Raw genomic sequence first — 26,921 nt, 5'->3', positions numbered from 1 at the left:
AGGAATCCATCAAGATGACGTCGACCCGAGTCAACCCCACCGTGCTGCTCGTCGGCGGCGGCATCGGCGGCATGGCCGCCGCGCTCGCGCTGGCCCGCCTGGGCGTGGCCATCGACCTGCTGGAACAGAGCGCCGCCATTGGCGAGATCGGCGCCGGCCTGCAGCTGGGCCCCAATGCCTTCGCGGCACTCGACGCGCTGGGCGTCGGCGAGGCGGTGCGCAGGGGCTCGGTGTTCACCGACCGGCTGGTGATGATGGACGCGGTCGATTGCAGCGAAGTGGCCTCGGTGCCCGTCGGCGAAGCCTTCCGCGCGCGCTTCAAGAATCCGTATGCGGTGAGCCACCGCGCCGACCTGCACGGCGCGATCCACGAGGCGGTGAAGCAGCATCCGCTGATCCGCTTCCACACCTCGGCGCAGGTCGAGTCGCTCGACATCGGCGCGCGCGGCGTGACGGCCATCACGCGAGACGGCCGGCGCTTCAGCGCCGATGCCATCGTCGGCTGCGACGGCGTGAAGTCGGTGGTGCGCGCGAAGCTCATCGGCGACGCGCCGCGCGTCTCGGGCCACGTGGTGTATCGCGCGGTGGTGCCGGCGGCCGACATGCCGGCCGACCTGCGCTGGAACGCGCCCGTGGTCTGGGCCGGCCCCAACTGCCACCTGGTGCACTACCCGCTGCGCCACGGCGAGCAATACAACCTGGTCGTCACCTTCCACAGCCGCGACAAGGAAGAGTGGGGTGTGACCGACGGCAGCAAGGAAGAAGTGCTGTCGTACTTCGACGGCGTGCATGCGCGCCCGCGCCAGTTGCTCGACCGGCCCACGTCGTGGCGCCGCTGGAGCACCGCCGACCGCGACCCGGTCGCGCGCTGGAGCGACGGCCCGGCCACGCTGCTGGGCGATGCGGCGCATCCCATGATGCAGTACCTCGCGCAGGGCGCCTGCATGGCGCTCGAAGACGCGGTGACGCTGGGCGAAGCCGTGAAGGCCTGCGACTTCGATATGGCCGCCGCGTTCAAGCTGTATGAAGCAGCGCGCGTGGCCCGCACCGCGCGCGTGGTGCTGTCGGTGCGCGAGATGGGCCGCATCTATCACGCCAGCGGCGTCGAGCGGCTGGTGCGCAACAGCCTCTGGGTGGGGCGCACGCCCGAGCGCTTCTACGATGCCGTCGAGTGGCTGTACGACTGGCGGCCCGCGCATTGCCTGGACGACGCGCCGCGCTGAAACCCGTTCCCTTCATCATCACCATTCGAGGCCGAAGGCCCAGGAGACAAAGCATGAACTTTCCGCGCGCACTGCTGACCGGCATCCTTGCCCTGACCGCCACCACGGGCGCGCTCGCGCAGGCCGGCGACTTTCCGAACAAGCCGGTGACGCTGGTCACGCCCTTCGCGGCCGGCAGCGGCCCCGACGCGGTGCTGCGGCTCGTGTCCGACAAGCTCTCGCGCCTGTGGGGCCAGCGCGTGCTGATCGACAACAAGCCCGGCGGCGGTGGCTTCATCGCCATAGATCAGGCCCGCCGCGCCGCGCCCGATGGCTACACGCTGCTGCAGCTCGACAGCGAGCACATCGCGGCGCTGCCGCACCTGTACAAGTCGAAGAACTTCGTGACGCTGCAGCACTTCGACCCGGTGGCCTCGCTGTTCCGCACGCCTTTCTTCGTGGCCGTGGCCAGCGATTCGAAGTGGAAGAACATGAGCGACCTGATCGCCGCCGCCAAGGCCGAGCCGGATGCGATGGTCTACGGCTCGTGGGGCGTCGGCAGCCCCGGCCACCTGGGCGCGCAACAGCTCGAGGCGCTCACCGGCATCCGCATGCGGCACGCGCCGTACCGCGAGGTGTCGCAGCTGTTCTCGAACGTGGGCGCCGGCGACGTGCCGTGGAGCTTTGCCAGCATTCCGTCGAGCCAGGGCATCTACAAGGCCGGCAAGCTGCGCTACCTCGCCATTGCCGCGCCCAGGCGCATTCCGCAGATGCCCGACGTGCCGACCATGGCCGAGGCCGGCGGCCCGGCGTCGCTGGAGGTCAATTCCTTCGTGTCGCTGCTCGCGCCCAAGGGCGTGCCGGCGGCCATCAAGTCGAAGATCAATGCCGACGTGGCGCAGGTCATCGCCGACCCCGAGATCCGCGCCCGCTTCGACACCTTCGCCTTCGAGCCGCTGGCGTGGTCGCCCGAGGAGATCGGGCGCAATGCCGAGGCCAAGTCGAAGGTGTATGGCGAGCTGGTGCGCAGGGGCAACATCAGTCTTGATTAAGCAGGGCGCGGCTTGCCCGCTGTCTTGCTCGACAGTTAAGCTGCCCCTCTTTTGGTTTTGACAACTTTTTCACACTTCTTTTCATGCAAGCTACCAAGAGAGCTCTTTTGATCGCCTGCGGCCTGGCCGCCGCTGCCGCGCTGCCGCTGACCGCCAGCGCCGACAACAACACCTGGCCGACCAAGCCGATCCGCCTGCTGGTGGGCTTCCCGGGCGGCTCCACGCCCGACATCGCCGCGCGCACCATCGCCGAGCCGCTGTCGAAGGTGCTGGGCCAGCCGATCGTGGTCGACAACAAGGCCGGTGCCTCGGGCAACATCGCGGCCGACCAGGTGGCCAAGGCCACCGACGACCACACGCTGGGCATCGTCATCAACGGCAACCTCACGTCGTCGAAGATGCTCTACGCCAAGCTGCCGTACGACCCGGCCAAGGACTTCACCTACCTGTCGCTGATCGCGACCGCGCCGCTGGTGCTGGTGGCGCAGAACAACCTACCCTCGGGCACCGCCTTCTTCGACGCGGGCCGCAAGGCCGGCGACAAGTGGAACTACGGCTCGGTGGGCATTGGCTCGGTCGGCCACCTGGGCATGGAACTGCTCAAGACCCGCGTGCCCGGCTTCAAGCCCGAGCACGTGCCCTACCAGGGCAACCCGCAGGTCATCACCGCCATGCTGGGCGACCAGGTGCAGATGGGCCTGATTCCGCCGGGCGTGGCCATGCCGCAGATCAAGGCCGGCAAGCTCAAGGCCATTGGCCTCACGGGCGGCCGCAGCGCGCTGGTGCCCGAGATCCCGCCGCTGTCCGATGCCGGCGTGAAAGACTTCAACCTCGAGGTGTGGGTGGCGCTGCTCGGCCCGGCCAACCTGTCGAAGACCGCGCAGGCGCGCATCAGCAACGCGCTCGAAGGCGTCATGAAAGACCCGGACGTGCGCCGCAAGCTCTTCGAGCAGGGCTGGCAGGCCGTGGGCACTTCGCCGGACGGCATGCGCACCCGCGTGAACGAAGAGGCGGCGATCATGACCAAGATCATTTCCGCACGCGGCATCAAGCTCCAGTAATGACAGCCCAGACCCTGCACGAGCCGGCACGCGAGCTGCCGGTCTTCGGTGAATACGACGTGGTGGTGGTCGGCGGCGGCCCCGCCGGCATCGCCGCCGCCGTGAGCGCCGCGCGCCACGGCGCCAACACGCTGCTGGTGGAGCGCTACGGCTTTCTCGGTGGCATGGGCACGGCCGGCGGCGTGACCAACTTCGCGGGCCTGTACGGCAAGCGCAAGGGCGAGATGACGCAGCTCGTGCACGGCGTGGTCGACGACCTGATCGACCGCATCGCCGCGCTCAACGGCATGAACGCGCCGCAGGACGGCATGGGCGGGCGCATCCGCGTGCGCTCGTACGACACCTCGGCCTACAAGCTGGCGGCCGACCAGTTGCTCGAGGCCGCGGGCGTCAAGCTGCTGTTCCACGCGTTCGCGGCGGCGGTCATTCATGACGGCAACCGCATGGCGGCGCTGGTGGTCGAGACCAAGTCGGGCCGCCAGGCGATCCGTGCCAACGCCTTCATCGACGCCAGCGGCGACGCCGACGTGGCCGCCTTCGCGGGCGTGCCCTTCGAGGTGGGCGACGGCCACGGCAGCGGGCTGTTCCCGACCACGATGTTCCGCATCGGCCAGGTCGACGCACCGGCCGCACTCGAAGCCGTGGGCGAGTTCAAGGCCATCAACGACGTCATGGCGCGCGTGCAGGCGCAGAAACCGGGCACCTACAAGTTTCCGCGCGAAGGCGCGATCCTGCGGCCCAACAAGGACCCGCGCGAATGGCGCGCCAACGTCACGCAGATCCGCAATGCGCAGGGCCATGCGATGAACGGCGTGGACGCACGCGAACTCACCGAAGGCGAGCTGGAAGGCCGCAGGCAGATCAGCGAGTACTTCAAGTTCCTGAAGGCCGAGGTGCCGGGCTTCGCCGGGTCGGCCATCGTGGAGATCGCGCCGCAGGTCGGCATCCGCGAGACGCGGCGCATCCAGGGCCTGTATGCGCTGCAGCGCGAAGACATCCTGGCGTCGGCCAAGTTCGACGACAACATCGGCCTGAATGCCTGGCCGATGGAAATGCATGCCGACGGCCGCATCGAATGGGCCTTCCCGCGCGACGAAGCCAATGCCTACAACCACCTGCCCTGGCGCATGCTGGTGCCGCGCACGCTGGACAACCTGCTGGTGGCCGGGCGCTGCGCCTCGATGACGCACGAAGGCCAGTCGGCCGCGCGCGCCAGCGGCGGCTGCTTCGTCATGGGGCAGGCCGCGGGCACGGCGGCGGCATCGCTGGGCCACACGGCCTTTGCGGCGGTGGACGTGCCGGCGCTGCAAAAGAAGCTGGCCGCCGACGGCGTGGACCTGGACCGCTGAACACGCCGCGCACATCCCGTGTGCGCCATGCGCGCGGGATGGCGCTAGAGTCCGGGGCTTGATGAACTCGAACCCCGGACGAAAAGTGCACTTTCTTTCGTTGTCGACCACCGCGCGTCGCATCCTCCTTGCCCTTTCCTGCGCCGCCCTCGGCCTGATGCTGTCGGCTTGCGCCAGTACACCCGAAGGCCAGCCCGTGCACGGCAAGGACCGGATCCTGAGCCTTGTCGCGGCCAAGGACGGCCGCAAGATCGCCATTGCCGGCGACACCTACCACTACGTGTTCGACGGCGACCCGTCCGTGGCGGCGCTGCTGCGCTGGGAAGGCCGCACCAAGATCACGCCCGCCCTGATCGGCGAGGTGAAAGTGGCGCGCAACCAGAGCTTCGAGGGCCAGTACATGCTGCTGGCTTTCGACGCCGACCTCACGCCCGAAGACCGGGTCTTCCTGATCCAGACCGGCTTTGCAAGGGCGGAGATGAAGTACGGCGACCGCACCGGATCGGCGCTGCGCTACTTCGGCACGATCTACGGCAAACGCTATGCGGCGGCGCCGTTGAAGTCGGCCGACACGGTCGATTTTGCGAAGCGCTACTACGTCAACTTCGTCGAGCAGGAAACGCTCAGCGGCGCCTTCACCAAGGCCACGCCCACGCCGCTGGTGTACGCCGACGACGGCTCGATGCTGCTGGGCGGCGTGCCCGTGCGCGTTGTCCAGGGCGGCACCGACTACAGCTGCCGCGCCGGCCTGATGGGCTTCTGCTTCTACAAATAAAGAAGCGCTCTCCGAACGGTCTGACGGCCTGACCGACCCGCGACAGCCCGCGGGCCCGGCCTTTGCTATGGTTGCGGGTTGCACTTTTTTTGCGTTGACCGCTCCCGCCCCGATGACCACCGATCCCGCCACTGCCACCCGCCTCGTCGACGAACTCGTCGCCCTCATGCAGCTCGAGCCGCTCGGGGGCGACCGCTTCCTGGCGCAGAGCGAAGACATCGGCACGCCCGCCGTGTTCGGCGGGCAGGTGCTCGGCCAGTCGCTGATGGCCGCCAGCCTCACGGTCGGCGCCGAACGGCCGGTGCATTCGATGCACGCCTACTTTCTCTTGCCGGGCGAGCATGCGCCCATCGAATACAGCGTCGACCGCGTGCGCGACGGCCGCAGCTTCACCACCCGCCATGTGGTGGCGCGCCAGCAGGAGCGCATCATCTTCGAGATGTCGGCCTCGTTCCAGACGGTGGACGACGGCATCGAGCACCAGTCCGCCATTCCCCAGGTGGACGGCCCCGAAGGCTTGCCGAGCGAACTCGACCAGCGCATTGCCCTGGGCGACCGCCTGCCCGAGCGCTGGCGCATCAAGGGCCTGGAGCCGCACGGCATCGAGTACCGCCGCGTCGAGCCCGAAGACCTGCTGACGCCGGCCGTGCGCCCGTCCGAAAGCGCGATCTGGATGCGCGCCATCGCGCCGCTGCCCGACGATCCGATGGTGCACCGCGCGCTGCTGGCCTATGCCTCCGACCACGGCCTGCTGCGCGCCGCGATGCTGCCGCACGGCCTGAGCTTCATGAGCGGGCAGGTGCGCCCCGCGAGCCTGGACCACGCGATGTGGTTCCACCGCGATTTCCGCATGGACGACTGGCTGCTCTACGTGCTCGATTCGCCCAGCGCGAGCGGTGCGCGCGGCCTGTGCCGTGGCAGCCTGTTCACGCGCGACGGCCGGCTGGTGGCCTCCACCGCGCAGGAAGGCATGCTGCGTATCGTCAAGCCGCGCTGAGATCGCCTGCCGCGAGCGGCGACGGCGCCGCGCCGTCGCGGCTGCGCTCGTCCAGCAGCCGCTGGTAGTTGTCGCGCAGCAGGATGCCGGCGTAGTACACGTGCTCGCGCATCAGCTGCTCGGCGCGCGCCGCGTCGCCCGCGATCACCGCCTGCACGATGCGGTGGTGGTCGTCGTGCGAACGCAGGATCACGCCGTGGTCGTTCCACAGCATGATCCGGTCCGACGCGAAAGGCACCGCCTGCGCCTGCGCGCCGAAGCGCACGATCCACTGGTTGCCGGCACCGTGCATCAGCGCGTTGTGCAGCTTCACGTTCATCTGCTGGTAGGGCGCCAGGTCTTCGACCAGCAGTTGCCCCTTCGCAAGTATTTCGTCGCCTTCGCGCAGGCACGCCTGCAATAGCGCGGCGGTCGGCTTGTCCACGCCCAGCGCCGCAAAGCGCCGGCAGGCCAGACCCTCCAGCACCGAGCGCACCTCGTAGGCCGCCAGGATGTCTTCGAGCGCGAACGAGCGCACCAGGTAGCCCTTCTTCGGCTGATGGTCGATCAGCCCTTCCATCGCCAGCGCGGCCAGCGCGGCGCGCACCGGCGTGCGCGACACCTTCAGGCTTTCGGCGATCGGCACTTCCTCGACCCGCATGCCGGGCGCAAGCCGCCCGTGAAGGATCCAGGTGCGCAGCGTCTCTGTGACTTGTTGGGAGAGTGTGTCCATGTCAGGTATACATGATGCCAGTGAATATAAGAATTAAGGCGTGATATTAGGGTTAACGAGGACTGTAAAAAGTATTCATGTATACACAATGCGGCCCTCGATCAACTTTCACGCCGCACCGACGCGGCACGGAGAACTCGCAGCCCATGGCGGAACATCATGCACAAGCACCCGGCCGGCTGGCCCTCGTGACCGGCGGCGGCCGCGGCATCGGCGAGGCCGTGTGCCGCCGCCTCGCGGCCAGCGGCTTTCGCGTCGTCGTGGCCGACATCGACGGCGACAACGCGCGCAACGTGGCGCAGTCGCTGGGTGACGGCCATCACTTCCGCCAGTTCGACGTGAGCGACGAGGCCGCGGTCGAGGCCGCGTTCGACGGCATCGAAAGCCAGCTCGGCCCCGTCGCCGCGCTGGTCTGCGTGGCCGGCATCCTGCTGATGCCCGGCGGCGAGCGCTCGCTCATCAAGGACACCTCGCTCGACGACTGGGAACGCACCTTCGCCGTGAACGCGCGCAGCGTGTTCCTGTGCGGCCGCGCCTACCTGCGCCGGCGCGAGGCGCTGCCCGTGGCGCATGGCCGCATCGTCACCTTCGGCTCGGTGGCGGCGCAGCTCGGCGGCTACCGCTCCAGCGCGACCTACATCGGCGCCAAGTCGGCGGTGCTGGGCCTGACCAAGGCGATGGCGCGCGAATCGGCGCACATGGGCATCACCGTCAACTCGGTAGCCCCCGGACTGATCGACACCGACATGCTGCGCGGCACCGTGCAGAGCAGCGGTGCGCTGACCGCCGCCGCTGCCAACATCCCGCTCGGGCGCATCGGCACGGTCGACGACGTGGCCGGCGCGGTCGACTACCTGGTCTCGGAGCAGGCGGCGTACATCACGGGCAACGTGATCGACGTCAACGGCGGCTACCGCATGCAGTAAGCGGGCAGCGCCTTTCACTCACACATACCAACGGAGACAGCTCATGAAAAAGAACCCTCTGATTCCCGCCCTGGCACGCGTGGCACTGGTCGCCGCACTGTCCACCCTGACGGGCGCCGCCTTTGCGCAGGCCGAGCCCGGCGTGACCGACAAGACCATCAAGATCGGCATGTTCTCGCCGATGTCGGGTGCGTCGATGAACTACGGCTTCGACGTCATCAACGCCGCGAAGATGTACTACGACAAGATCAACAAGGAAGGTGGCGTGAACGGCCGCAAGATCGAACTCGTGGTCGAAGACGACCGCTGCAACGCCAATGACCTGCTGGCCGCGGTGAAGAAGCTCACCGAGCAGGACCAGGTGTTTTTGCTCAACGGCGGCTCGTGCTCGGCGGCCGTGGTGGGCGCGCGCGAATACGTCGAGCGCGCCAAGATCCCGCTGGTGATGCTCAACGCCTCGGGCGACGGCGCGCTGTATCCGCCCTCGAAGTACATCTACGGCGCGTTCTCCATCTCGCAGCACGCGGTGGGTGGCTCGATGGTGCAGTTCGCGAGCGAGCACCTCAAGGCCAAGAAGATCGGCTACATCAACCACGACGACGCCTACGGCGGCTGGAACCTCGAGTCGGCGCAGGCACAGGCCAAGGCGCTCGGCGGCATCGACCTGCAGGTGCAGTCGGTCAACCCGAACATCACCGACGTCACGGCGCCCATGCTGAAGATCAAGGCGGCCAACCCCGACGTGCTGCTGCTCACCACCTATGCGCGGCCCGTGAGCCTGATCGTCAAGCGCGCCTTCGAGCTGGGCTTCAACAAGCCCATCGTGCTGGCCGTGAACTCCACCGCCGACCTGAAGCAACTGGTCGAGAACGTGGGCAACAAGGACGCCTTCAAGAACGTCTACATCCAGGAAGTGCTGGCCGACATGCCCGGCGGCCCCAAGCTGAAGTGGGTGTACGACATGTACAAGGCCGCGTATCCCGAGCTGGCTTCCAAGCCCGGTCATCCGCAGGCCTACATGCCCTACGGCATTCCGCCCGCGATGGCCGTGGTCAACGCACTGAAGGCGGCCGGCCCCAACCCCACGCGCGAGAAGGTGCTGACGGCGCTCTCGACCATGAAGTTCGACTCCGGCGTCATGGCCGGCCCGATCGAGTTCGGCCCCGACGACCGCGCGGCGCAGGAGTCGGCCATCTACATCAAGTTCGACGGCAGCAACATGGCTCTGGTGCCCGGCAGCTACAAGAGCGTGTGGAAGTACAAGCCCTGAGGGCCGGCGCGACATGAGCCTTTCCGACATCTGGCTGTTCGTCCAGCAGGGCGTGCTGTCCGGCATCGTCACCGGCAGCGTCTATGCGCTGCTCGCGGTGGCGATCGTCATGGTCTTCAAGACCACCGACGTGCCGAACTTCTCGCAGGGCGAGATCTTCATGGCCGGCGGCTACGCCGCGCTCTTTCCGCTGGTGGTGTGGGGCTGGCCCTACTGGGCCGCGGTGCTCGCGAGCATCGTCGTCACCGCCATGCTCGCCGCCGCGTTCCAGCGTGTGGTGATGCAGCGCGTGACCGCCTCGCGCGGCGTCGGCGTGCAGCTCGTGATTGCCACGCTCGGCTTTGCGTACCTGCTCAAGGGCCTGGTGCGCAAGACCGGCCTGGGCGACACGCCGCGCTCGTTGCCCTCGCTGGTGCCGCAAGACCCGATCATGATCGGGCAGGCCTCGCTCACGTTGCTCGACCTGGCCATCTTCGGCTCGGCCGTGGTGGTGATGGTGCTGCTGTATTTGATGTTCACGCGCACCCGCACCGGCCAGGCCATGCGCGCGGTGGGCATGAACCCGCGCGGCGCGCAGATCGTGGGCGTGAAGCTCGGCACCATCCGCATGAAGATCTGGGCGCTCACGGGCGTCATCTCGGCCATTGCGGCGCTGCTCATCACGCCCAAGATCCTCATCACGCCCGACATCGGCCACATCGCGATCCTGGCCTACGCGGCCGCCATCGTCGGTGGCTTCACCAGCCTGCCGGGCGCGGTGGTCGGCGGCTTCGTCATCGGCATCGTCGAGAACCTGGTGGGGCTTTTCATTTCGTCCAACGCCATCGTGGTCGCGCCCTTCGTGGCGATCATGGTGGTGCTGCTGGTGCGTCCGCAAGGGCTGCTCGGCGGCAAGCCTCAGGTGAAGAAGGTATGAGCGCTTCGACAGTTTCGTCCCCGTGGTGGGACCGCGCGGTGCTGCTCGGCATGGCCGTGGTGCTCGCGGTCTTGCCCTTCACCACCAGCGGCTATGTGCTGTACGTGGTCAACCTGCTGATGGTGTTCTCGGTGCTCGCGCTGGGCATGCACCTGGTCATTGGCGAGACGGGCCAGTTCGCGCTGTCGCACGCGGCCTTCTTCGGCATCGGCATCTACACGGCCGGGCTCATCAACAACCAGTGGCAGCCGCCGTTCTTCGTGTCCATTCTTGCGGGCGCCGTGCTGTCGGCCGCGCTCGGCTGGGTCATCGGACTGCTGGCGCTGCGCATGCGCGACATCTACCTGGCGTTGGCCACCTTCGCTTTCGGCGAGGCGATGCAGTGGGTGTTTTTGAACTGGGAGTCGGTGACCAACGGCTCGAACGGCTTGCAGATGAAGCCGGCCTCGCTCGGCGGCTACCAGCTCATGAACGACCTGCAGGCTTACCCCTTCGTCATCGCCATCGCGGCGCTGATGCTGTGGCTGACCGTGGCGCTGTCGCGCTCGCGGCTGGGCTCGTCGTTCCGCGCGGTGCGAGAGAGCGACGTGGCGGCCGTGGCGATGGGCGTGAACACGCGCGCGGTGAAGGTCACGGCCTTCGTGCTGTCGGCGGCGTTCGCGGGCGTGGCGGGCGGCATGTACACGCTGTTCACCTCGTTCATTCATCCCGAGAGCCTGGGCTTCCAGACCACCATCCTGATCCTCACGATGGTGGTGGTGGGCGGCCTCGGTTCGGTGCGCGGCGCGGTGGCCGGTGCCATCGTGTTCGGCCTGGCGTCGGAGCTGCTGCGGCAGGCACCGTCGTACCAGGAAATCATCTATGGCGGCATCCTCATGCTCTTCATGATGTTCCTGCCCAAGGGCATGGCGTCGCTGTTCACGGCGCGTCGCAAGGCGCAGCGTGCGACTTCCGTGAATGCAACGGAGAAGCACGCATGAGCGCCACTGCATTCCTCGACGTGCGCGACATCAGCGTGGTGTTCGGCGGCCTCAAGGCGGTGAACGGGCTGTCGTTCCAGGTGGAGCAAGGCCGCATCCACGCGCTGATCGGGCCGAACGGCGCGGGCAAGTCGACCACCTTCAACTGCATCTCGCGCTTCTACACACCGAGCAGCGGCAGCGTGACCTTCGAAGGCCGCGAGCTGACGAGCGTGTCGCCGCACCGCATGGCCTCGCTCGGCATCGCGCGCACCTTCCAGAACCTGGAGCTGTTCGCCGAACTGTCGGTGCTCGAGAACGTATTGCTCGGCACGCACTCGCGCGGCGCCAGCACGCTGGGCCGGCTGCTGCGCCGCCCCGACCGCGAAACCGAAGACTTCGCGATGCACCTGCTGGAGCGCGTCGGCCTGGCCGACGAACGCCACCAGCCGGCACGCGACCTCGACTTCGGCCGCCAGAAGCTGCTGGAGCTGGCGCGTGCGCTGGCCATCAAGCCCAAGCTGCTGTTGCTCGACGAGCCGGCGGCTGGTTTGCGCAACCGCGAGATCGAAAGCCTCGACCGGTTGCTGAAAGAGCTGGTGGCGCGCGACGGCATCACCGTGCTGCTGGTCGAGCATGTGATGCAACTGGTGATGTCGATCTCGGACCGCATCACCGTCATGGCCTTCGGCGAAAAGATCGCGGAAGGCACGCCCGCGGAAATCGGCAGCAATGCGCGCGTGATCGAAGCCTATCTGGGCAAGGGAAATGGAAAGGGAGCCGCGCATGGCTGAAGCATTGTTGTCCCTGCGCGCCATCTCGGCCGCCTATGGCCGCATCCAGGCGCTGTGCGATGTGTCGGTCGATGTGCCCGAGGGCGAGATCGTCGCGCTGCTCGGCAGCAACGGCGCGGGCAAGACCACCACGCTCAATTGCATCTCGAACCTCGTGGACTGCACCGAGGGCGAAGTGCGGCTCGATGGCGAACGCATCGACCGGCTGGGCTCCGACGCACTCGTCAAGCGCGGCATCGTGCAGGTGCCCGAAGGCCGCCAGGTGTTCCGCGACATGAGCGTGCGCGAGAACCTCGACCTGGGTGCCTACCTGCGGCGCGACCGCGCGGGCATTCGCAACGACCTCGAATCGGTCTACGCGATGTTCCCGCGCCTGAAGGAGCGCCAGCACCAGATGGCCGCCACCCTGTCGGGTGGCGAGCAGCAGATGCTGGCCATCGGCCGCGCGGTGATGGCGCGTCCGCGCGTGATGCTGTTCGACGAGCCGTCGATGGGCCTGTCGCCGCTGCTGGTGGAGCAGATGTTCGAGATCATCGAGCGCCTGCACCGCGAACAGAAGATCACCATCCTGCTGGTCGAGCAGAACGTGCAGCTTGCGCTGGCGGTGTCGAGCTACGGCTACATCCTCGAAAACGGCGAGATCTCTTTGCACGGCCCCGCCGAGCAGCTCGCGAACGACGAGGCCGTGCGCCGCGCCTACCTCGGCGTCTGACGGCGCCTCCCCGAAGGAAAACCCCATGCTCCTCAAAGACAAACTCTCGCTCGTCACCGGTGCCGCGCGCGGCTTGGGCGAAGCCATCGCGCGCCGCATGGCGGCCGAAGGCGCGCACGTGCTCGTGGTGGACCGCGACCTCGACGTGGCGCAACAGGTGGCCGCATCGATCCGCGAAGCCGGTGGCCGTGCCGATGCCGAGAGCGTCGATGTGAGCGATGCGGCGGCGGTCGATGCACTCGCGGTGCGCGTTGCGGCGTCGCATGGCGACATCGACGTGCTGGTCAACAACGCGGGCATTTCGGCGCGCTCGAAGTTCGACGAGCCCGGCGCGCGCGAAGCCTGGGACCGCGTGATGTCGGTCAACCTGCAGGGCGTGTTCAACGTCACGCAGGCCTTCGTGCCGGCGCTCAAGCGCTCGCAGGGCAACATCGTCAACCTGTCGTCCATCGTGGCCTTCGGCGCGGGCATCTCGTCGGCCGGCTACGTCGTGGCCAAAGGGGGAGTGCGCTCGCTCACACAAGTGCTGGCGCGCGACCTCGCACCGTACGGCGTGCGCGTGAACGCGGTGGCGCCGGGCCTGATGGTCACCGACATGACCGCCGGCCAACGCGAGACAGAACACGGCACCGACTGGTACATGAGCCGCGTGCCCATCAAGCGCCACGGCGAGGCCGACGAGATTGCCGGGCCGGTCGTCTTTCTTGCGTCGTCGATGGCCAGCTACGTCAATGGCGTGGTGCTGCCGGTCGATGGCGGCTACCTGGCGGTCTGAGCACCGCCGCACATCGGAACAACCATGAACAACAGCAGTACAGAGAAGCCGCTCGTCCTCGTGACAGGCGGCGCCAGCGGCATGGGCCGCGCCATCGTCGAGCGCATGGCGCGCGACGGCTGGCGCGTGGTCATGGCCGACTTCAACGGCGAGCTGGCCGAGCGCGAAACGCAGGTGCTGCGCGCCGCCGGCCTCGACGTGGAGTGCCGCGCCATCGACCTCACCGACGAAGCGGCCGTGCGCGCGATGGTGCAGCAACTGCCACCGCTCGCGGCGCTGGTCAACAACGCCGGCATCTTCGACGAGCGGGCCTTTCTCGACGTGACCTCGGCGGACTTTCGCCGCATGTACGAAGTGAACCTGCTGGCCGTGGCCACGCTCACGCAGGAGGCCGCGCGCAAGATGACGGACGGCGCGCGCATCGTCAACATCGCATCGCGTGCCTACCTGGGTGCGAAGAACCATGCGCACTACGTGGCGTCGAAGGCTGCGCTGGTGGGCTACACGCGCGCCAGCGCGATGGAACTGGCGCCGCGCGGCATCATGGTCAACGCCATCGCACCGGGGCTGATCGACACGCCGCTCTTGCGCGCGCTCTCGCCCGAACGCCTGGCCGCGCAGCTTGCGCTGCAGCCCACCGGCGCAGCCGGCCGGCCCGAAGACATCGCGCATGCGGTGGCCTTCTTCGCATCGCCCTCGACCTGCTTCGTCACGGGGCAGGTGCTGTTCGTCGATGGCGGCAAGTCGCTGGGAGGCTCCGGGTCCTGATGGCACAGCAGCAACAACAAGAGAAGACCGCGTACGACGTCGTCGTCATCGGCAGCGGCGCGGGTGGTCTTTCCGCCGCGCTCACCGCAAAGCTCGAAGGCCTCGACGTGCTCGTGGTCGAGAAGACCGATCGCATCGGCGGATCGACCGCCATCTCGGGCGGCGCCGTGTGGGTGCCGCTCAACGACCAGGCCGAGGCGGCCGGCCATCCCGACACGCGCGGCAAGGCCTGGACCTACCTGCAGAACACCGTGGGCGCGGCCGGCGACGAAGAACTGCGCCACGCATTCCTCGACGCGGGCCCGCTCGCACTGCGCTACCTGCGCGAACGCACCGACGTGCAACTGGCCGCACGCACCTATTCGCCCGACTACTACCCCGACCGCGAAGGCGCCGCCATGGGCGGCCGTTCGCTCGACCCCATCGAGTTCGACGGCCGGCTGCTCGGCCCTCACTTCAAGACGCTGCGCGATCCGCTGCCCGAGTTCTGCGTGCTCGGCGGGATGATGGTCAACATGACCGACGTGAAGCACCTGCTCGGGGTCTGGCGCTCACTTGCATCGTGGAAGCATGGCGTGAAGCTGGTGCTGCGCTACTTCGGCGACCGCCTGAGCGGCCATCACCGCGGCACGCGGCTGCTGCTGGGCAATGCGCTGGCGGCGCGGCTCTTTCACAGCGTGCTGAAGAAGGGCATTCCGTTCTGGCTGAACACGCCGGCACTGGGGCTGGAGAAGGACGCAACAGGCGCCGTCACCGGCGTGCGCCTGCGCCGCGACGGCAAGGAGCTGACCGTGCACGCGCGGCGCGGCGTGGTCATCGCTACCGGCGGCTTTCCGTGGAACGCGGCCATGCGCGGCCAGCACTACCCGGCGCCTACCGGGCCGTATTCGATGTCGCCCCAAGACAATGCCGGCGAAGGCATCGCGATGGCGCGGCAGGCCGGCGGCGTGCTCGGCACCGGCCACACGGGGCCGGCGCTGTGGGCGCCCGTCTCACTGCTCACGCGGCCCGACGGCAGCGTGCTGCGCTATCCGCACCTGGTGTGGGACCGCGCCAAGCCGGGGCTGATCGCGGTCGATGCGCGCGGCGAGCGCTTCGTCAATGAATCGACCTCGTACCACGAGTTCGTGCGCGGCATGTACCGCGCGAATGCCAACGCCACGGCCATTCCCGCGCTGCTGGTGTGCGACAGCGCCTTCATGGAGAAGTGGGGCCTGGGCCTTGCCTTGCCCGGCGGCCGTCCGCGCGAGCATCTGGTGCGCGCCGGTTATCTCTACCGCGCCGACACGCTCGAAGCACTCGCGCAGCAGGCGGGCGTGGACCCGGCCGGGCTGGTGCGCACCGTCGCCAAATTCAACCCGCTCGCCGCGCAAGGCCAGGACCCGGTGTTCGGCAAGGGCGGCGATGCCTACAACCGCTACCTCGGCGATCCGGACCATCAACCCAACGCCTGCCTTGCGCCGGTGAAGCAGGCGCCGTTCTATGCCGTGAAGGTGTACCCCGGCGACATCGGCACCGCGCTCGGCATTCGCGCCGACGGCAACGCCCGCGCGCTCGATGCGCAGGGCGAGCCCATCGCGGGCCTGTATGTGGCCGGCAACGACATGCACTCGGTCATGGGCGGCGAGTACCCTGCGCCGGGTATCACGCTCGGGCCCGCGCTAACCTTCGGCTGGGTGGCGGGCATGCACCTGGCACACGGCGCGGCAGAGCACGCCTGAACAACATCACTTCTTCTTCTTCACCATCATGAAAATCTTCTTCTCTCCCGCTTCCCCCTTCGTGCGCAAGTGCATGGTCGTGGCACACGAGCTGGGCATTGCCGACCGCATCGAGAAGCTGCCGAGCGCGGCCGGCCCGGTGAAGCGCGACGCCACCATCATTCCGAAGAACCCGCTGGGCCAGGTGCCGACCTTCCTGACCGACGACGGCCAGGTGCTGTTCGACAGCCGCGTGATCTGCGAGTACCTGAACGCCACGCAGTCGGGCAAGCTGTTCCCGGCCGAAGGCGCCGACCGCTGGGCACGTCTCACGGAACTGTCGCTGGCCGACGGCATGACCGGCGCCGCACTGCTCGCGCGCTACGAAAACGTGCTGCGCCCCGAGGAGCTTCGCTGGTCCGACTGGACCGACGGCCAGCTCGCCAAGGTGAGCACCGGCCTTGAATGGCTCGAAGGCGCGACGCCTTCTTTTGGCGACCGCGTCGACATCGGCACCATCGCTTTCGCCTGTGCGCTGGGCTACATGGACTTCCGCTTTCCCGCCGTCGACTGGCGCGCCGAGGCGCCGAACAGCGCGAAGTGGTTCAAGGTGTTCAACCAGCGCGCTTCGATGCAGGCGACGTTGCCTACGGCATAGGCCGGCTTCGGTTCGTTGCGTGGGGTGCGCTGTTGAGGGCGCGCCCACGCCGACGGCGTACTCCCCTCCGCGAATGTCCTCAGGCCTTCGTTTCGTTGCACATGCATTAGGCCTGTCATCATCGCGCCGTTGAGCAACTATGGGGTGACAAAGGGCCATGATCGAACTCGGGCAGGAAGATGCAGCAGCGCTGTATGACATATACGAGCGGGTATTGAAGGTAATGTCTGAGGCCGAGACAGTAGTCTGGCAACTGCCAAAAACACCAGAACGCGACCAACTCTTGCATGCGCACACCGGCGTCGTCGTCGATATCCTCTCGCGACTAAAAACACCTTTGGTCCTTCAGTATCCTGAACTGGACACTTCATTACCCAAGGGCTCGCCAGACACTGAGTTAGATGGCGAAGAGCAGAAGGTAGTCGCGGCGCTCTCTGAATCTCAGATCGCTCTCATCGACAGCATGCTTCTCGCCGACTGCGCGCCGACTTGGAGGAAAGTGGCACGCATCGTAGGAACGGCAATGACTAGGGGGCCAGAAGAGCTGGCAGAAGTGCCGATCGGCTTCTTGGCCCGGAGAGTGAAGGCGCTGGTCGAGTCAGGCGAGCTGGAGTCGAGCGGCAACTTGGACTACATGCGTTTCAGCGAGGTGCGTCTCCCGCGGTGAGCGAGCGCATTGCGCAGCGCACTATCTGCCCCGCCCGCTTCGCTAGAGGAGGATGCAGGGGGCATTTGCGGAGGGGAGTACCCGGTGTCATCCGCACGCGCCCCGAACAGCAGCGGCCCGAAACACAACCCCGCCTGGCAGCAGACCCGAATCCTTGGCTAAATGCAGGCTTTGCATGAACCAAGGAACCCTGCATGTCTTCTGATGCACAGAAAAAAGTAGCCATCGTCACCGCCGGTGGCAGCGGCATGGGCGCAGCCGCTGCCCGCAAGCTCGCGGACGACGGCTTTCGCGTGGCCATTCTTTCGTCGTCGGGCAAGGGCGAGGCGCTCGCGGCCGAACTGGGCGGCATCGGCGTGACGGGCTCGAACCAATCGAACGATGACGTCAAGCGGCTCGTGGACCGCGTCGCCAACGAATGGGGCCGCGTCGATGTGCTGGTCAACAGCGCAGGCCACGGCCCTCGCGCGCCGATCCTGGAGATCACCGACGAAGACTGGCACCGCGGCATGGACGTCTACCTGCTGAGCGCGGTGCGCCCCAGCCGCCTCGTTGTACCGCTGATGGTGGCGCAGGGCGGCGGCACGATCATCAACATCTCGACCTTCGCGGCCTTCGAGCCCGACCCGGTGTTCCCGACTTCGGGCGTGTTCCGCGCCGGCCTTGCAGCCTTCACCAAGCTGTTCGCCGACAAGTACGCCGCGCAGAACGTGCGCATGAACAACGTGCTGCCCGGCTTCATCGACAGCCTGCCCGAGAAGGCCGAGTTCCGTTCGCGCATTCCGATGGGCCGCTACGGCAAGAGCAGCGAGATCGCCGCCGTCATCGGCTTTCTCGCATCGGAAGGCGCGGGCTACATCACCGGGCAGAACCTGCGCGTGGACGGCGGGATCACGCGCTCGGTGTAAGGCCCGCGCTGTCGCGGCTCAACGTCCGGAAGCGCCCCGGGCTTTCGCCCACGGTGCGCTTGAAGGCCGCACTGAAAGCTGTTTCTGATTGGTAGCCGACGCGCTCTGCGATGCGTGCAATGGCTTCGTCGCCATGCCGCAGCGCATTGCGCGCCACCGTCATGCGCCAGCCGCCGAGGTAGTCGAGCGGCGTCGAGCCGGTCAACGTCTTGAAGCGCACCGCGAAGGCCGTGCGAGACATGCCGGCCGACTGGGCGAGGCGCTCCACGGTCCATGGCCGCGCGATGTCGCCATGCATCTGCGACAGCGCTTCGCCGATGCGCGCATCGGCCATCGCGCCGAGCCAGCCTTCGGGTTGCGGCGCATGGGCCAGATACACGCGCAGTGCCTGCACCAGCACCAGCGCCGCGAGGTTGGTGCGTGCCAGCGATGCGCCCGGCCGCAGTTCGGCCGTTTCCCAGGCCAGCAGATCGAGAAGCCCCACCAGCGGCCGCGCACCGGGGTCGCTCGCGCGCAGATGGATGAGCGGCGGCAGGTGGCGCAACAGCAGTTCGCCGGCCTCGCCATGCAGGGTGAAGCGGCCACTGGCCATGACGGCCAGCGGGCCGTCTTCGGCGCTCTGGCCTTCATAGCGCAGCACGCCATCGGGCCCGCGATGGTCGCGGCTGATTTGCACGCCGTCCTGCAGCGGACCGGGCGGATCGCTGGAGGCCGTGAAAGGCTGGCCGTTGGTCAGCAGGAAGAAGTCGCCCGCGTCCAGCACGACCGGCGCGCCGGCGCCCTCGACCTGCAGGCGGAACCGCCCTGCGAGCACCCCGCCCAGCTTGATGTGCGAGGCGTAGTGCGGATACCGAAAGGCCCACAGGCCGCGCGCCTCGAAGCGTGACGAGAGCGTGCTGCTCACCGTGAGCATCGACAGCACATCGGACAAGGGGTCCATGGTTTGTACGGATGAATAGGAAATGCGGGCTGTTGATTATTCAATCATCCAGCCTGCAGCGCGACCATCGGCGCATGTCCTCATCGAACGCTCAACTTTCCCGCTACGCCATCGTGCTGGGCCTGCTCACCGCGATCGGACCGTCGGCCATCGACATGTACCTGCCCGCGCTGCCGGCCATCGGGCACGCGCTGGGGGCTGGCCCGCATGCGGTGCAGGCCAGCCTGATGGCCTTCTTCATCGCGACCGGCATCGGCCAGCTGGTGGCCGGCCCGCTGTCGGACATGTTCGGGCGCAAGCGGCCGATGTACGTGGGCCTGGGTGTGTTCGTGGCCGCGAGCATCGGCTGTGCGCTGGCGCCGAGCATCGGCGTGCTGATCGCGTTCCGCTTCCTGCAGGGGCTCGGCGCCTGTGCCTGCATGGTGACGCCGCGCGCGGTGGTGCGCGACCTGCACACCGGTGCCGAGGCGGCGCGGCTCATGTCGCTGTTGATCCTGGTCTACAGCGTGTCGCCGATCCTTGCGCCGCTGGTGGGCAGCGTCGTGGCCGACGCGGCCAGCTGGCGCGCGGTGTTCTGGGTGATCGGCGCGCTCGCGGTGCTGGCCGTGGCCATGGTGGCGCTCCTGCTGCCCGAGACGCGGCCGCCGGCGGCGCGGCTGCAGAGCAGCCTGCGCGGCGCGATGGCCGGCTACGGCGTGCTGCTGCGCGACCGGCATTTCATGGCGGTGGCCTTCATGGCATCGCTCACGCTCTCGGGCTTCTTCATCTACGTCGCGAATTCGTCCTTCGTGATGAGCACGCATTTCGGCGTGTCGCCGCGCCTGTACGCCGTGCTGTTCGCGCTGAATGCGGTGTCGATGATCGCGGCGTCGCAGATGAACGGCTGGCTCGCGGCGCGCTTCGGCATCCGGCGCGTGTTGCGCACGGCGGTCATGGCGCATGCCGCCATCACCGCGCTGCTGCTGGTGCTCACGCTGGCGGGCGTCGACCGCATCGGCGTGCTGGTCGGCCTGCTGATGGCCGTGTACGGGCTCAATGGCGTGATCGTGCCGTCGACCTTCGTGGTCGCGATGGAAGGGCATGCCGCGCGGGCCGGCACCGCATCGGCGCTGCTGGGCACGATGAACTTCGCGGGTGGCGCGGTGGCCGTGGCGCTGGTCGCGCCGTTTGCCGACGGCACGCCGCTGCCGATGGTGGCGGGCATTGCGTGCTGCTCGGCCGTCGTCGGCGCGTTGGCCCTGCGCGTGCTGGGCCGTGGCGGCAGCCACAACGGACACCGGACGGAGGTCGCGGGCACCTGATTCCGCGCCGTCCCGGGCGCGCCCTCTTACACTTTTGTTTACATCAAGATACCATTCGTATCCATTCTGAACATCGCCGCGGTGGCGCCCTTTTGTTCAGTTTGCCGGTGAAGCAAAAACAATGAGGCGACGCGCGATGAGACAGTGGTGGGTTCGATGTGGTGCGGCCGCGACACTCGTGGCGGCGGCGCTGGGCGCGGGTGCGCAGGGCGAACGCTTCGACATCGTGCGCTTCGAGGTCGACGGCAACACCTTGCTCGGCCCCGCGGAAATCGACCGGCTGGTCGGCCCGCTGACGGGCCAGGGGCGCGCCTACGGCGACATCCAGCGCGCCGTCGATGCGCTGCAGCAGGCCTACGCGAAGGCCGGCTACACGATGGTGAAGGTCTCGGTGCCCGAGCAGGAGCTGACCGGCGGCATCGTCAGGCTCAAGGTCGTGCAGCCCGTGATCGGCGCGGTCGCCGTCACCGGCAACAACCGGTTCAGCACCGACAACATCCTGGCCAGCCTGCCGCAACTGCAGCCGGGGCGCGTGCCGGACCTGCGCGCCATTTCCGAGTCGGTGCAGCTGGCCAACGACAACCCGGCCAAGCACATCGGCGTGTCGCTCGCCGAGGGCGCGACGCCCGGCACCCTTGACGCCAAGGTGGCGGTGACCGACAACAACCCGCTGCGCATCATCGCCACGCTCGACAACACCGGCACGCCCGCGAGCGGCCGCTGGCGCACCGGCGTCGCGCTGCAGCATGCGAACCTGTTCGACCGCGACCAGGTGGGCACGCTGGCCTACACCACCTCGCCCGACAGCCCCTCGGGCATGCGCCTGGAGCTGTATTCGCTCGGCTACCGGATTCCGCTGTACCGCCTGGGCGACAGCATCGACTTCGTCTATGGCAAGTCGAGCGCCAACTCGCCGGCCAGCTCGCCCACGCTCGGCGGCGTGCTGGGCTTCACCGGCAAGGGCGACATCTACGGCCTGCGCTGGAACCACTTCCTGGGCCGCAGCGGCGAGTACAGCGCCAAGCTCGTGCTCGGCATCGACCGCAAGCGCATCGATTCGCGCTGCAACATCGGCGGCGAAGACGTGAGCATCGCGCCGCCGACGCCGCCCATCGCTTCCTGCGTGCCCTACACCACGGCTCCGCTGAGCCTGACCTACATCGGCCAGCGCGAAGGCGTCGGCGAAACGCTGGGCTACAGCGTCGGCATCTCGCGCAACCTTGCGAGCGGCACGCGCTACACCAACGTCGACGGCCGCACCGACCGCTACTCGTACCTCACGCCCGGCAACCGCGACACGCACGACGGCTTCGTGGTGCTGCATGGCGCGGCCTCGTGGTTCAAGGGACTGGCGGGCGACTGGCAGGTGCGCCTGAACGGCAGCGCGCAGTACGCGCGCACGCCGCTGGTGTCGAGCGAGCAGTTCGGCCTGACCGGGCTGTCATTGGTGCGCGGCTTCCAGGAGCGCGCGGTGGTGGCCGACAGCGGCGCCATCGTCAATGCCGAGCTGTACACGCCCGAGCTGGCCGGCCGGGCCGGCATTCCGGGCCAGCTGCGCGCGCTGGTGTTCTACGACGCCGGCTACGGCGCCAACAGCCGCGTGGCGGGCACCGCGGTGCCGCGCCACGTCACCGTCTCGAGCATGGGCGTCGGCGCGCGCTACGCCTGGAGCCGCGACTTCAACCTGCGGCTGGACATCGCCCGCGTCAACGACGCCGGCAATTCGCTGACCGAGAAGCGCGGCGACTGGCGCGCGCACCTGAGCGCCATGCTGGCGTTCTGACCCTCTCCACAAGGCAGACCCTCATGCGCTTGCACCTCCGCCCCCGCTTCATTTCCCTGGCCATCGCCGCCGCGTGTGCCGTGATCGGCACGCCCCTGTGGGCACAGCTTGCGCCGGGTGCGTTGCCGACCGGGTGGAGCGTCACCTCGGGCAGCGTCTCGATCGTGCGCAACGGCACGACGCTGAACATCAACCAGGGCACGCCGCAGGCGCTGGTCAACTTCGCGACCTTCAATGTGGGCGCGGACGCGCTGGTCGATATCCGCCAGCCCGGCAGCACCTCGGCGCTGCTTGCCCGCACCATCGGCGGCGACCCCTCGCTGATCTACGGGCAGATCAAGGCCAACGGTGCGCTGTGGCTCATCAATCCGGCCGGCATCATGGTCGGGCCGGGCGCGCGCATCGACGTCGGCAGCTTCATCGCGAGCACGCTCAACGTGAACGACAGCGACTTCCTGGCGGGCCGGCTGACCTTCAAGGCCGGCGCCACGGCCGGCGAGATCCGCAACGCGGGCACCATCACCACCGCCAGCGGCGGCAGCATCTACATGGTCGCGCCGAGCGTGACCAACACCGGCACGCTGACCGCGCCGAACGGCGAGATCCTGCTCGCGGCCGGCCAGAGCGTGCAGCTGATGGACACCGGCACGCCGGGCGTTTCGGTGGCCATCACCGGCACGGCCGGCGAGGTGAAGAACCTCGGGCGCATCGCCGCCGAAGCGGGCCGCATCGGCCTGGCGGCGGGGCTGGTGAGCAACGGCGGCAGCATCAATGCCGACAGCGTGGTGCGCGAGGGCGGCCGCGTGTTCCTGCGCGCATCGGGCGACCTCAAGACCACGGCCGCTTCCGACATCAGCGCCAACGGCACCACCGGCGGCAACGTGCAGCTCTATGCCGACGGCGCGGCCGCCATCGACGGGCGCGTGTCGGCCACCGGCAGCGCGGGACGCGGCGGCTATGTCGATACCTCGGGCCAACGCTCGCTCGATGTCGTCAACGTGCCCACGGTGGGCAAGGGCGGCGAGTGGCACATCGACCCCTACAGCATCGAGATCGTGGCCGGCGGCGGCAGCGGCGGCACCACCGGCAGCAACGCCATCAGCTCGAACGAGACCAGCGCGTACATCGGCGCCGACGTGGTCACGGCGCAGCTCGATGCGGGCGTGAACGTGAGCATCACGACCGGCCGCGGCAACCCGGCGACAGACATCGACCAGGGCAACATCACCGTGTCGTCGGCCATCGCCAAGCGCGGGGCCATCGATTCGGCGCTGACGCTGAACGCCAGCAACAACATCGTCATCAACGCACCGATCACCAGCAGCGCCAGCGCACTCACGCTGAACCTCAACAGCAACTACCAGGGCGACTATCCCGCCAGCCCCACCACCAACCATGCCGTGAAGCTCAACGCGGGCATGGACCTGCACGGCGGCGTGCTCACGGTGTCCGAGGGCGTGATACAGAACGGCAACGGCACGCTCGACATCGCGAGCGGCACGACCACGCTTGGCTTGCCAGGCTCCGCCATCAACGCGGCGACGGTCAATGTCGCATCGGGCGCCACGCTGGCGGTGGGCGTCGCGGGATCGCCGGTCGCGCCGATCTCGGGCGTGCTCAACAACGCCGGCACGGTGTCGGTCAGCGGCGCGGGCACCGCGGTGTTTGGCCAGGGCGGCACGCACACCGGCACCTTCGACGTGGGCTCGGGCACCACGCTGTCGCTCTCGGGCGGGCATGCCTTCAATGCAGGCGCGGGCTTCACAGGCACCGGCACCGTCGAGTGGTCCGGCAACGTGACGCTCGGCACGGCGGTGGTGTTCGGCGCCAGCGGCAACAACAACAGCCTGGTGCTGCACGCGAGCAACATCTACGGCAGCGCGGGCGGTTCGCTCTCGACCCAGGGCGCGCCCGTCGTGGTCGACGGCCAGGTCGTGCTGCAGGGCGCCACCGCATGGCGCAACGGCGCGGCCATCGCCGTGACCGGCGGCGGTGCGATCAATGCGCGCAGCGAAGGCGTCTACTTCGAGAACAACGGCAGCATCACCACCTCGGGCACGCAGTCCGACGTGCTCGCGGGCTCGGGTGCCTTCATCAGCAACTTCGTCAACAACGGCACGCTCATCAAGAACAGCGCCAGCGACCAGCAATACACCGGCATGTCCAACAGCAACGGCAGCACGGTGCGCGTCGATGCGGGCACGCTGACGCTGCAGGGCGTTTCGCTCGACGGGCAGGTGCTGGTCGCGGGCGGCACGCGCCTGACGCTCGACAGCGTGAACCTCAACAGCCACGTCGCCTTTGCCGGCGCGGGCACGATGGCCTGGAAGAACTACATCACGCTGCTCGGCGCGGTGGACATCGGCGCCTCGGCGCCGCAGCTCGCCATCGGCGAGGCGGCCACGATCAACGGGCAGGGCTACGCGCTCACCACGCGCAACCTCGTGAGCGTGGACGCAGCCCAGCTCGATATCCTGGACCAGACCACCTGGAACAACTACGGCACCGTCAACCTCGGCGCGGCGTCGCCGGCCAGCCTGGTCTTCCATGGCAGCGGCGCCTTCAACAACAAGGCGGGCGCGGTGCTCGACCTCGCCGCGCAATCGCATGTGACGCTGGTTGCGGGCAGCACGATCACCAACGATGCCAACGCCACCGTGCGCATCGCGGCAAACGCCTCGGATGCCGCGCCGCTCTTCACCGCGGGCGATATCGGGCGGCTCCCGAACAGCGGCACAGTCGTCAAGAGCGGCGCCGGTACGGCCTACGTACCGCTGGCCAACCTGGCCGGCGGCACGGTGCAGATCAACGAAGGCGAGCTCGATGCGCGCCTGGGCGCCGACAACCCGAACAACGGCGCCATCGTGCTGCAGGCCGGCACCACGCTGGGCAGCGGCGGCACCCACCTGTACAACAACGGCAGCATCGCGGGCAGCGGCGCCATCGCGCTGGGCGGCGACGCCACGCTGTTCAACAACGGCACCGTGTCGCCCGGCACGGCCGGCGCCACGGGCACGCTCGCCGTGCAGGGCAACTACACGCAGGGCAGCAGCGGCGTGCTGAACATCCGGCTCGGCAACGACGGCTTCGACCTGCTCGATGTGGGCGGATCGGTCAACCTCGGCGGGACGCTGAACCTCGGCGCGCTGGGCGGCTTCGTGCCCGCCAACGGCGCAACGGCCGACTTCGTGGTGACGCGCGGCGCCTACAACAGCGGTGCCTTCGCCCAGGTCAACGCGCCGCCCTTGGCATCGAGCAGCAGCACCGCGACGCTCTTCGTCAGCTATCCGTCGAGCGGCGCGACCGTGGCACGCGCCCTGGCCGTCACCGCGCCGACGCTGTCGGCGTGCACCGCGAATGCCGCGTTGCCGGGCTGCTCGGCCGTGCTGCCGACACTGTCGGCCTGCACCGCCAACGCCGCGCTGCCGGGTTGCACCGCCGTGTTGCCGACGCTGGCCTCCTGCACGGTGAATGCCGCGCTGCCAGGCTGCTCCGCCGTGCTGCCGAGCGCGGCCATGTGCGCGGTGAGCCCGTCGCTCGCAGGTTGTTCCGCCGTGGCATCGACGCCCGCGGTGGTGCCTCCGCCGTCCGCCGACATCTGCACGATCGCGCCCAACTCGGCGCTCTGCCAGGTCCTGTCGCCGCCGACGGCGTCGTCACCGGTCGCGCCTGTGCAGCAGGCGGCCAGCGAAGTCGTCAAGACCGTCGTTGCATCGCTGCCCACGAGCGACGCTTCGTCGACGTCCCCGGACCCGAAGTTGAAGGACAAGACCGCGACCGATGCCGACCTGGTGGCGAAGAGCGAGCCCAAGTCCGGCGCGACCCCGAAGAAGATGTACTGCAATTGAGGCCGGCACACACCATGAAACCGTTTCAATCCATCGCCGGCCTGCTGGCCCTTGCCGCATCGCTCGCAGGGGCCACCGCCGCCCACGCACAGGCCGTCGGCACGGTGACCAACCTGTCGGGCGTGCTGGTCGTTCGCAGCGCAGAAGGCACCACCCGGCTCTTGGCCGTGGACTCGCAGATCCGCCGGGGCGACACGCTCATGACCGAGAGCCGCGCCTACGCGCAGCTGAAGTTCAACGACGGTGCCGAGCTGATCCTGCAGCCGCAGTCGATGCTGGTGGTGACGCGCTACGACTACGACGCTGGCAAGCCGCAGCAGGACAGCATCGAGCTGGGCCTGGCGCAGGGCGGCTTTCGCAGCATTGCCGGGGCCGTGGGCCAGCGCAGCAAGGACGCCACCGTCATCAACACGCCGATGGGCGCACTGAAGGGCAACGCCAGCATGGTCGTGTCCCTTCAGCAGCCTTGAGCCACCGCCTTCGCGAGACCCCGATGAAAAAACACTTCTTCGCCCTGCTTGCCGCCGTGGTCGCGATGGCCGCGACGCCCGCTTTTGCACAGAACAACGTGCCGCCGATACCCGGCGCCGCACGGGCGCCCGGTCTCTACGTGCAGGTGCTCGATGGGCTGATCCACGTCACCAACCCGGCCGGCACGGCCAATTTCAGCGCGGGGCAGTTCGGCTTCACGCCCTCGTTCACCGTACCGCCTGTGGTCGTACCCCAGAACCCGGGCATTCAGTTCACGCCGCCGCCCGTGTTCAATTCGGGCACGCCCGTCGCGGCGAACGGCAGCAATGCACCCAAGTCGAATGCCGTCGACTGCGAAGTGCGATAGGCGCGAGCAA

The 26,921-nt window shown here is 68.2% G+C and carries 25 protein-coding genes; 23 read left to right on the top strand and 2 right to left on the bottom strand.

Annotation, left to right across the window (positions count from 1 at the left end):
* Positions 1-14: 14 nt before the first annotated feature.
* From ACGLHS_RS26750 to ACGLHS_RS26725, 6 genes are all read left to right on the top strand, one after another.
* On the top strand, positions 15-1,223 hold the full coding sequence (locus tag ACGLHS_RS26750) for a 3-hydroxybenzoate 6-monooxygenase (protein WP_394484728.1): 1,209 nt from the start codon (positions 15-17) through the stop codon (positions 1,221-1,223).
* 53 nt (positions 1,224-1,276) lie between these two features.
* Positions 1,277-2,254, top strand: coding sequence for a Bug family tripartite tricarboxylate transporter substrate binding protein (locus ACGLHS_RS26745; RefSeq protein ID WP_394484726.1), 978 nt, complete (start codon positions 1,277-1,279; stop codon positions 2,252-2,254).
* A gap of 83 nt (positions 2,255-2,337) precedes the next feature.
* On the top strand, positions 2,338-3,315 hold the full coding sequence (locus tag ACGLHS_RS26740; RefSeq protein WP_394484724.1) for a Bug family tripartite tricarboxylate transporter substrate binding protein: 978 nt from the start codon (positions 2,338-2,340) through the stop codon (positions 3,313-3,315).
* On the top strand, positions 3,315-4,664 hold the full coding sequence (locus ACGLHS_RS26735; protein ID WP_394484722.1) for an FAD-dependent oxidoreductase: 1,350 nt from the start codon (positions 3,315-3,317) through the stop codon (positions 4,662-4,664). The genes ACGLHS_RS26740 and ACGLHS_RS26735 overlap by 1 nt, the downstream gene beginning before the upstream one ends.
* 61 nt (positions 4,665-4,725) lie before the next feature.
* On the top strand, positions 4,726-5,439 hold the full coding sequence (locus ACGLHS_RS26730; RefSeq protein WP_394484720.1) for a hypothetical protein: 714 nt from the start codon (positions 4,726-4,728) through the stop codon (positions 5,437-5,439).
* A gap of 112 nt (positions 5,440-5,551) precedes the next feature.
* Positions 5,552-6,436, top strand: a complete 885-nt coding sequence (locus ACGLHS_RS26725; RefSeq protein ID WP_394484718.1) for an acyl-CoA thioesterase — start codon at positions 5,552-5,554, stop codon at positions 6,434-6,436.
* Here the strand turns inward: ACGLHS_RS26725 and ACGLHS_RS26720 are convergent.
* Positions 6,423-7,148: a GntR family transcriptional regulator gene (locus tag ACGLHS_RS26720; RefSeq protein WP_394484716.1), complete on the bottom strand. Its 726-nt coding sequence runs from the start codon at positions 7,146-7,148 to the stop codon at positions 6,423-6,425. The genes ACGLHS_RS26725 and ACGLHS_RS26720 overlap by 14 nt on opposite strands.
* Positions 7,149-7,294: 146 nt before the next feature.
* Between ACGLHS_RS26720 and ACGLHS_RS26715 the strand changes: the two genes are divergently transcribed.
* The 12 genes from ACGLHS_RS26715 to ACGLHS_RS26660 all read left to right on the top strand — a co-directional run bounded on the left by ACGLHS_RS26715 (position 7,295) and on the right by ACGLHS_RS26660 (position 18,201).
* Complete coding sequence (locus tag ACGLHS_RS26715; RefSeq protein WP_394484714.1) at positions 7,295-8,074, top strand: SDR family NAD(P)-dependent oxidoreductase; 780 nt, start codon at positions 7,295-7,297, stop codon at positions 8,072-8,074.
* 43 nt (positions 8,075-8,117) lie between these two features.
* Positions 8,118-9,344, top strand: coding sequence for an ABC transporter substrate-binding protein (locus ACGLHS_RS26710; protein ID WP_394484712.1), 1,227 nt, complete (start codon positions 8,118-8,120; stop codon positions 9,342-9,344).
* 13 nt (positions 9,345-9,357) lie between these two features.
* Complete coding sequence (locus tag ACGLHS_RS26705) at positions 9,358-10,260, top strand: branched-chain amino acid ABC transporter permease (RefSeq protein WP_093246405.1); 903 nt, start codon at positions 9,358-9,360, stop codon at positions 10,258-10,260.
* Positions 10,257-11,240: a branched-chain amino acid ABC transporter permease gene (locus ACGLHS_RS26700; protein ID WP_394484709.1), complete on the top strand. Its 984-nt coding sequence runs from the start codon at positions 10,257-10,259 to the stop codon at positions 11,238-11,240. The genes ACGLHS_RS26705 and ACGLHS_RS26700 overlap by 4 nt, the downstream gene beginning before the upstream one ends.
* A complete protein-coding gene (locus ACGLHS_RS26695; protein ID WP_093246403.1) occupies positions 11,237-12,013 on the top strand; it encodes an ABC transporter ATP-binding protein in 777 nt (258 codons plus the stop codon). Before ACGLHS_RS26700 ends, ACGLHS_RS26695 begins: the two co-directional genes overlap by 4 nt.
* A complete protein-coding gene (locus ACGLHS_RS26690; protein ID WP_394484707.1) occupies positions 12,006-12,725 on the top strand; it encodes an ABC transporter ATP-binding protein in 720 nt (239 codons plus the stop codon). Before ACGLHS_RS26695 ends, ACGLHS_RS26690 begins: the two co-directional genes overlap by 8 nt.
* A gap of 25 nt (positions 12,726-12,750) precedes the next feature.
* Positions 12,751-13,500: an SDR family NAD(P)-dependent oxidoreductase gene (locus ACGLHS_RS26685; protein ID WP_394484705.1), complete on the top strand. Its 750-nt coding sequence runs from the start codon at positions 12,751-12,753 to the stop codon at positions 13,498-13,500.
* Positions 13,501-13,524: 24 nt separating this feature from the next.
* Positions 13,525-14,268: an SDR family NAD(P)-dependent oxidoreductase gene (locus ACGLHS_RS26680; protein WP_394484703.1), complete on the top strand. Its 744-nt coding sequence runs from the start codon at positions 13,525-13,527 to the stop codon at positions 14,266-14,268.
* A complete protein-coding gene (locus tag ACGLHS_RS26675; RefSeq protein WP_394484701.1) occupies positions 14,268-15,989 on the top strand; it encodes an FAD-dependent oxidoreductase in 1,722 nt (573 codons plus the stop codon). The genes ACGLHS_RS26680 and ACGLHS_RS26675 overlap by 1 nt, the downstream gene beginning before the upstream one ends.
* A 28-nt stretch (positions 15,990-16,017) precedes the next feature.
* Positions 16,018-16,626: a glutathione S-transferase gene (locus ACGLHS_RS26670; RefSeq protein WP_394484699.1), complete on the top strand. Its 609-nt coding sequence runs from the start codon at positions 16,018-16,020 to the stop codon at positions 16,624-16,626.
* Between the two features lie 157 nt (positions 16,627-16,783).
* Entirely contained in the window at positions 16,784-17,293 is a 510-nt protein-coding gene (locus ACGLHS_RS26665; protein WP_394484697.1) for a DUF3658 domain-containing protein, read from the top strand.
* Between the two features lie 194 nt (positions 17,294-17,487).
* Positions 17,488-18,201, top strand: coding sequence for an SDR family oxidoreductase (locus ACGLHS_RS26660; RefSeq protein ID WP_394484695.1), 714 nt, complete (start codon positions 17,488-17,490; stop codon positions 18,199-18,201).
* Here ACGLHS_RS26660 and ACGLHS_RS26655 read toward each other — a convergent pair.
* Entirely contained in the window at positions 18,185-19,141 is a 957-nt protein-coding gene (locus ACGLHS_RS26655) for an AraC family transcriptional regulator (protein ID WP_394484693.1), read from the bottom strand. The two genes, ACGLHS_RS26660 and ACGLHS_RS26655, sit on opposite strands and share 17 nt — an antisense overlap.
* Positions 19,142-19,215: 74 nt before the next feature.
* Here ACGLHS_RS26655 and ACGLHS_RS26650 point away from each other — a divergent pair, with 74 nt between their 5' ends.
* The 5 genes from ACGLHS_RS26650 to ACGLHS_RS26630 all read left to right on the top strand — a co-directional run bounded on the left by ACGLHS_RS26650 (position 19,216) and on the right by ACGLHS_RS26630 (position 26,911).
* The gene (locus tag ACGLHS_RS26650; protein WP_394484691.1) at positions 19,216-20,442 is read left to right on the top strand and encodes a multidrug effflux MFS transporter; all 1,227 of its coding nucleotides are present in this window, start codon (positions 19,216-19,218) and stop codon (positions 20,440-20,442) included.
* A 136-nt stretch (positions 20,443-20,578) separates the two neighbouring features.
* A complete protein-coding gene (locus tag ACGLHS_RS26645; RefSeq protein ID WP_394484689.1) occupies positions 20,579-22,225 on the top strand; it encodes a ShlB/FhaC/HecB family hemolysin secretion/activation protein in 1,647 nt (548 codons plus the stop codon).
* Between the two features lie 23 nt (positions 22,226-22,248).
* Positions 22,249-26,073: a filamentous hemagglutinin N-terminal domain-containing protein gene (locus ACGLHS_RS26640; protein WP_394484687.1), complete on the top strand. Its 3,825-nt coding sequence runs from the start codon at positions 22,249-22,251 to the stop codon at positions 26,071-26,073.
* Between the two features lie 14 nt (positions 26,074-26,087).
* Positions 26,088-26,543 (top strand): hypothetical protein, encoded by a 456-nt coding sequence (locus ACGLHS_RS26635; protein ID WP_394484685.1) that lies wholly within the window; start codon positions 26,088-26,090, stop codon positions 26,541-26,543.
* Between the two features lie 23 nt (positions 26,544-26,566).
* Positions 26,567-26,911 (top strand): hypothetical protein, encoded by a 345-nt coding sequence (locus ACGLHS_RS26630; RefSeq protein WP_394484683.1) that lies wholly within the window; start codon positions 26,567-26,569, stop codon positions 26,909-26,911.
* Positions 26,912-26,921: the final 10 nt, after the last annotated feature.

Origin of the sequence: Variovorax sp. VaC1, assembly GCF_043658315.1 — a bacterium.
Classification (GTDB): Bacteria; Pseudomonadota; Gammaproteobacteria; order Burkholderiales; family Burkholderiaceae_C; genus Variovorax.
Note: the sequence above shows the minus strand (reverse complement) of the source record. Positions and strands in the feature narration are given on the sequence as shown.